This window comes from Streptomyces carpinensis, assembly GCF_002154505.1.
In the GTDB taxonomy this organism is placed as follows: Bacteria; Actinomycetota; Actinomycetes; order Streptomycetales; family Streptomycetaceae; genus Streptomyces; species Streptomyces carpinensis.
In genome coordinates this window covers 1-4,648 of the sequence record NZ_MUBM01000317.1, presented here as the reverse complement: position 1 = coordinate 4,648, position 4,648 = coordinate 1, and the positions used below count along the sequence as shown (strand labels likewise).

The 4,648-nt window shown below is 76.2% G+C and carries 2 protein-coding genes; both read right to left on the bottom strand.

Going from position 1 to position 4,648, the window contains the following annotated elements; genetic code table 11:
• Positions 1-673: 673 nt before the first annotated feature.
• Complete coding sequence (locus tag BZY54_RS35680; protein WP_086729461.1) at positions 674-1,630, bottom strand: bifunctional riboflavin kinase/FAD synthetase; 957 nt, start codon at positions 1,628-1,630, stop codon at positions 674-676.
• Positions 1,631-1,775: 145 nt separating this feature from the next.
• Positions 1,776-4,648: serine protease (locus tag BZY54_RS35675; protein WP_107419913.1), on the bottom strand; the 2,873-nt coding region annotated here is incomplete at its 5' end.

Here is a 4,648-nt window from a genome sequence, read left to right as displayed (position 1 = left end):
GGTGGAGGTCCGGGGAGGGCTGAGGCCGGGGCACGGCCGAGGCGCGCCTAGGAGCGAAGACGGGGCCGCACGGCGGGGCAGGCGCGATCGCGGCCCGGAGACCGGCCCCACTCGGCCTCGCAGGAGCGGGGATGGTCTACGGAGGGCACAGCGCGGCCTGCCCGGCGCCGAGGCGAGAACGCCACTGGCCGTTGAGCGCGTCTGGCGCGGCCCGGTGCACGGCCGGGAGGGGCGACGGGGAGTCCGAACGGGGCCGCTACGGCAGCACAGTCGCGACCGGGGACGAGAGGCCAACCCCGCTCGGCGGCAAGGAGCGAGGCCCGGGGTCAACCGCGGCCTGTGCTCTGCGAGCCGGCTCGCTCGCAGAGGAGGGCGACGCACCCCGGACGGGACGGCCTGCGAAGGGACCCAACCGCCTCGCCCCGGCGGCGCCGGGGCGGGCACGCCACGGGCCGTTGAGTGCGTCTGACCCGCCCACCGGCACGGCCGAGGCACTCCGGTGAGCGAAGACGGGGCCTCTCCGGCGGAACAGACGCAACCGGGGCCAGGAGGCCGACCCGACTCGGCTGCCGGTGACGAGGTCCGGGCCGACCACAACGTGGCGCTGCGAGCCCGGTCGGCCTCGCAGAGGCCTCCCGGGCGGACAGAGGCCAGGGCTGGGCCAAGTCCGGGTCTACGACTGCTGCTCGTCCGTTGCGACGATCTCGCGGCACTTCTTGACGTCCTCGGCCATCGTTTCGAGCAGGGCCTCGAGGGAGTCGAACTTGGCCTGGCCGCGTACGAAGGCCAGGAAGTCGACGGCGACGTGCAGGCCGTACAGATCGAGGCCGACACGGTCGATGGCGTACGCCTCGACCGTGCGCTCGGTGCCGTCGAACTGCGGGTTCGTGCCGACGGAGATCGCGGCCGGCATGGCCTCGCCCTGGGCGTGCAGGTATCCGGCGTAGACGCCGTCCGCGGGGATCGCGGTGTGCGGGAGCGTCTCGACGTTGGCCGTGGGGAAGCCCAGCTCGCGGCCCCGCTGAGCGCCGCGGACGACCACGCCCTCCACGCGGTGCGGGCGGCCCAGGATCTCCCGGGCGCCGGTGACGTCGCCCTCGGCCACCAGCCGCCGCGTCAGGGTCGACGAGAAGGGCTCTCCGCCGCCCGCCTCACCGGTGACGTAGAGATCGACGACCTCGACCTCGAAGTCGTAGAGCTTGCCCTGCTCGGTGAGGAACTCCACGTTGCCCGCGGCCTTGTGGCCGAAGCGGAAGTTCGGGCCCTCGACGACCGCCTTGGCGTGCAGCCGGTCGACCAGCACCTTGACGACGAAGTCGGCCGGGGACAGCTTCGAGAACTCCGTGGTGAACGGGAGGACGAGCACCGCGTCCACGCCCAGCTCCGCCATCAGTTCGGCACGGCGGTGGTGCGGGGCGAGCAGGGGCGGGTGGCTGCCGGGGCGCACCACCTCGCTGGGGTGCGGGTCGAAGGTGACGACGACAGTGGGGACGCCCAGCTCGCGGGCGCGGTTCACGGCGTGCTCGATGATGAGCTGGTGGCCGCGGTGGACTCCGTCGTAGGAGCCGATGGTGACGACGCTGCGCCCCCAGTCCTGGGGGATGTCCTCCAAGCCACGCCAGCGCTGCACTGTGACCGCTCCTCGTCGAACCCGTGTCCGTGTTGCTTCGGTTGCCTTGCTGCCTTGTCCGCAGGTCTAAGGGTGCCATGTCCCGCGTTCCCCGCCCGCATCGGCATCGAGGCTGTGACGGGGCGCACGTCCCGCACCGCGCGTCTCAGGCCGGGACGGGGGCCCCAGCCAGGTTCTCGATCGTCCGGCGGGCGCTCGGGCCCACCACAGCCGCCCAGTCCTGCGGGGTGTCGGCCAGCCAGCGGACCACACGGGCGGCGAAGCCCGGCAGGCGCCGGCCCAGCTCCACGAGGGCACGGTCGAACACGGCCGCGCCTTCGGGAGTGCGCACCAGGAGCAGGCCCACACGGTGGACGAGGTCCCGGAGGTCCTCCTCGGCGGTGGGGGCCGCGGCGTGCAGCACCGCGTCCAGGACGGCCGGGTCGTCCTCGTGGGCCAGGAGGAAGTCCAGGAGCTCCCGGCGCAGCGTGCCGGAGACCAGGGCTGCGGGGGTACGGGGGGCGGCCATGTGCGTGCCGGGGGCGGCGAGCACGCCGCCCAGGGCCGTGCGCAGCTGGGTCGGAGCGTCCTCCAGCAGGCCGGTGACCAGGGGGAACAGCACCGGGCGGGCGGCTGGTCCGTGGTGCAGGCGCCGGTCCACGTACGCGGCCACGTGTCCCGCGGTGTGCGGCCGCCGCGCCACCGCCTCGCGGATCACGGCGGCGACCCGGCGGGCGAGCGTGGGCGTGGTGACGTCGGCGAGGGCGCGCAGCACCTGCCCGGTGTCGGCGTCGGGACCGCGCCGCAGCCGTTCGCCGAAGGCGGCGAGGACCGCCTCCGGATGCGTGGTCAGGGCAGGGGTCAGCGCGCCGGCCGGCAGATGCGGGTCGCCGGTCGCGAAGTGCCGCAGTGCCTGCGGCAGGTGGCCGGCGCGGGCGTGCGGGTCGCCTACGAGAAGGGCGAGCGCACCGCCGTGCAGGGCGGAGTCGGCGGGGCGCGCGAGCACGGTCAGGGCGGCCCGGCGCAGCAGTTCGCGGTCGGCCTCCGTACGCGCGTGCGGGGCGGTGCGCAGCCCGTGGGCAATGGCCGCCGCCCGCCGGTCCGGGCGTTCGTCGTGCGCCCACCGGTCGACGGCCCGGCACAGCGCGGCCGGCTCCTCCTCGGCGAACACGGCCAGCAGTTCCTCGGCCCGCCGGTGCGCGCAGTCGGCCAGCACCTCGGTGAGGTCGTCCAGGGCACGGTGGCGGTGGGCGTAGAGCAGTGCCTGGGCGGCCGTGGCGACGGTGGCGTGCGGGGCGGCGGGCAGTGGCCGCTCGTCGTGGAACCAGCGGGTGAGGTGCGGTTGCACGCCGGCGGGGTCGGTGGCGAGCAGGTGCGCGGCGGCGTCGAGATAGCGGGCGTGCGCGATGCCGGGGCGGCGGACCTGCGGCCGGTGGGGCTCGCGGGTGGCCTGAGGCGAGGTGGAGATGTCCGGCGGGGCGCCGTCGGCGAGCAGGAGGCGCCGCAGCAGGTCGCAGCGGTCGGCGGCCGGCAGGTGCAGCGCGGTCCAGAAACCGGGTCCGAAACCTTGGGGCACCGGCAGGTCGCACTGCTGCCGGACCGCGATCCGCTCGGCCAGCAGGCGCAGCACACCGGTGTACGGGGTCGCGTCCGGCACCCGCAGCAGTACGCCGGCGAGCAGCCGGGACGCCCACCAGGAGTGCGGGTCGGTGTCCAGGGCGCACACCAACTCCTCCAGCCGGACGGCCAGTCGGCGCGTTCCGTGCTGGCGGGCCAGCAGGAGCAGGGCCTGGACGACGGGGCCGATGCGGTGGTGCGGGACGGGCAGCGGATGGTGCGGCTCCCCGGGAACGTGCCGCCGGTGGACCAGGACGCGGAGGGCCTCGTCCAGGTCGAGGTGGATGCCCTGGATCCAGTCGGCGATCTCCTCGTGCGCGAACCGGTAGCCGTCACCGGCCGGGACGAGCAGGCCCTCGGTGAGGACGGCGGACGCCCAGCCGGTGCCACCGCCGAGGTGCGCGGGGGCGGCACCCCACGGGAACACCGCCTCGAACGTCTCCCGGTCCACCTCCGCCCGGGCCGGCCCGAGGCTGCGCCGTGCGGCCTCGTGCACCTGGCCGGAGACCTTGGCCGCGAGGCGCCGTACGGCGGTGCTGCGCAGGTCGTTCTCCGCGGCGAGGCGGACGGCGATGCGCAGGCACATCAGGTCCAGGTGGGCCGCGAGGACATCGGCGCGGTCGAGTCCGGAGTGGTCCGGGGAGCCGGGCAGGGCGGTGCGTACCTCCGCCAGCAGCCGGAGCGTGAGGGGGTGGCCGGCGTCGGCGTCGACGAGGGCTCCGTCCGGGATGCCGTGCCGGACCCGGGCCGCGCGGGCCTCGACGGAAGTGAGGTCGCCGAGGCGCAGGCACGGCGGGAGGTGGGGGGCGGCCGGGCCGTGACGGGCCGGGCCCGCGTCGCCTGCTCCGCAGGGGGCGTCGGGCGCGAGCGGGAGGTGGAGCAGGTCCGGCGGGAACTGCGCGCCCGCGCCCTCCCAGTACTCCTCGCGGCACGCCACCACGAGCCGCGCTCCCGTGCCGCGCAGCCACCGCGCGGTCCCCTCGGTCCACTCGGCGAGCCGGTGGGCCAGGGCGGAGGGCATCTCCTCCGGTCCGTCGAGCAGGAGCAGGAGCGGGCGGCCGTGGGCGCGGGCGAGGCGCGCGACGCGCTCCGGGGTGAGGTCGGAGAGCTCGGTCGGCAGGGGCGCCCGGGCCGCCGCGACGATCCGGGCCGCCCGGTCCAGCGCCCGGCGCACCGCGTCCGCGATCGAGGCGTCGGCGCCGTCCAGATCGGCCCCGCGCAGCCACACCGTCGGGGCGGGCGCGTCGCCGCGGGCCCTGCGCCCGGCGAGCGCCGCGAGTTCGGTCGTACGCCCGCTGCCGGGCGCGCCGACGAGGCCGAGCACGGCCGCCGGGCTCATCAGGAACGCGTCCAACTCCCTGACCACGGCGGCTCGTTCGACCGGCGGTACGGGCCGGCCGGGTCGGGGGGCAGGGCCGGTCG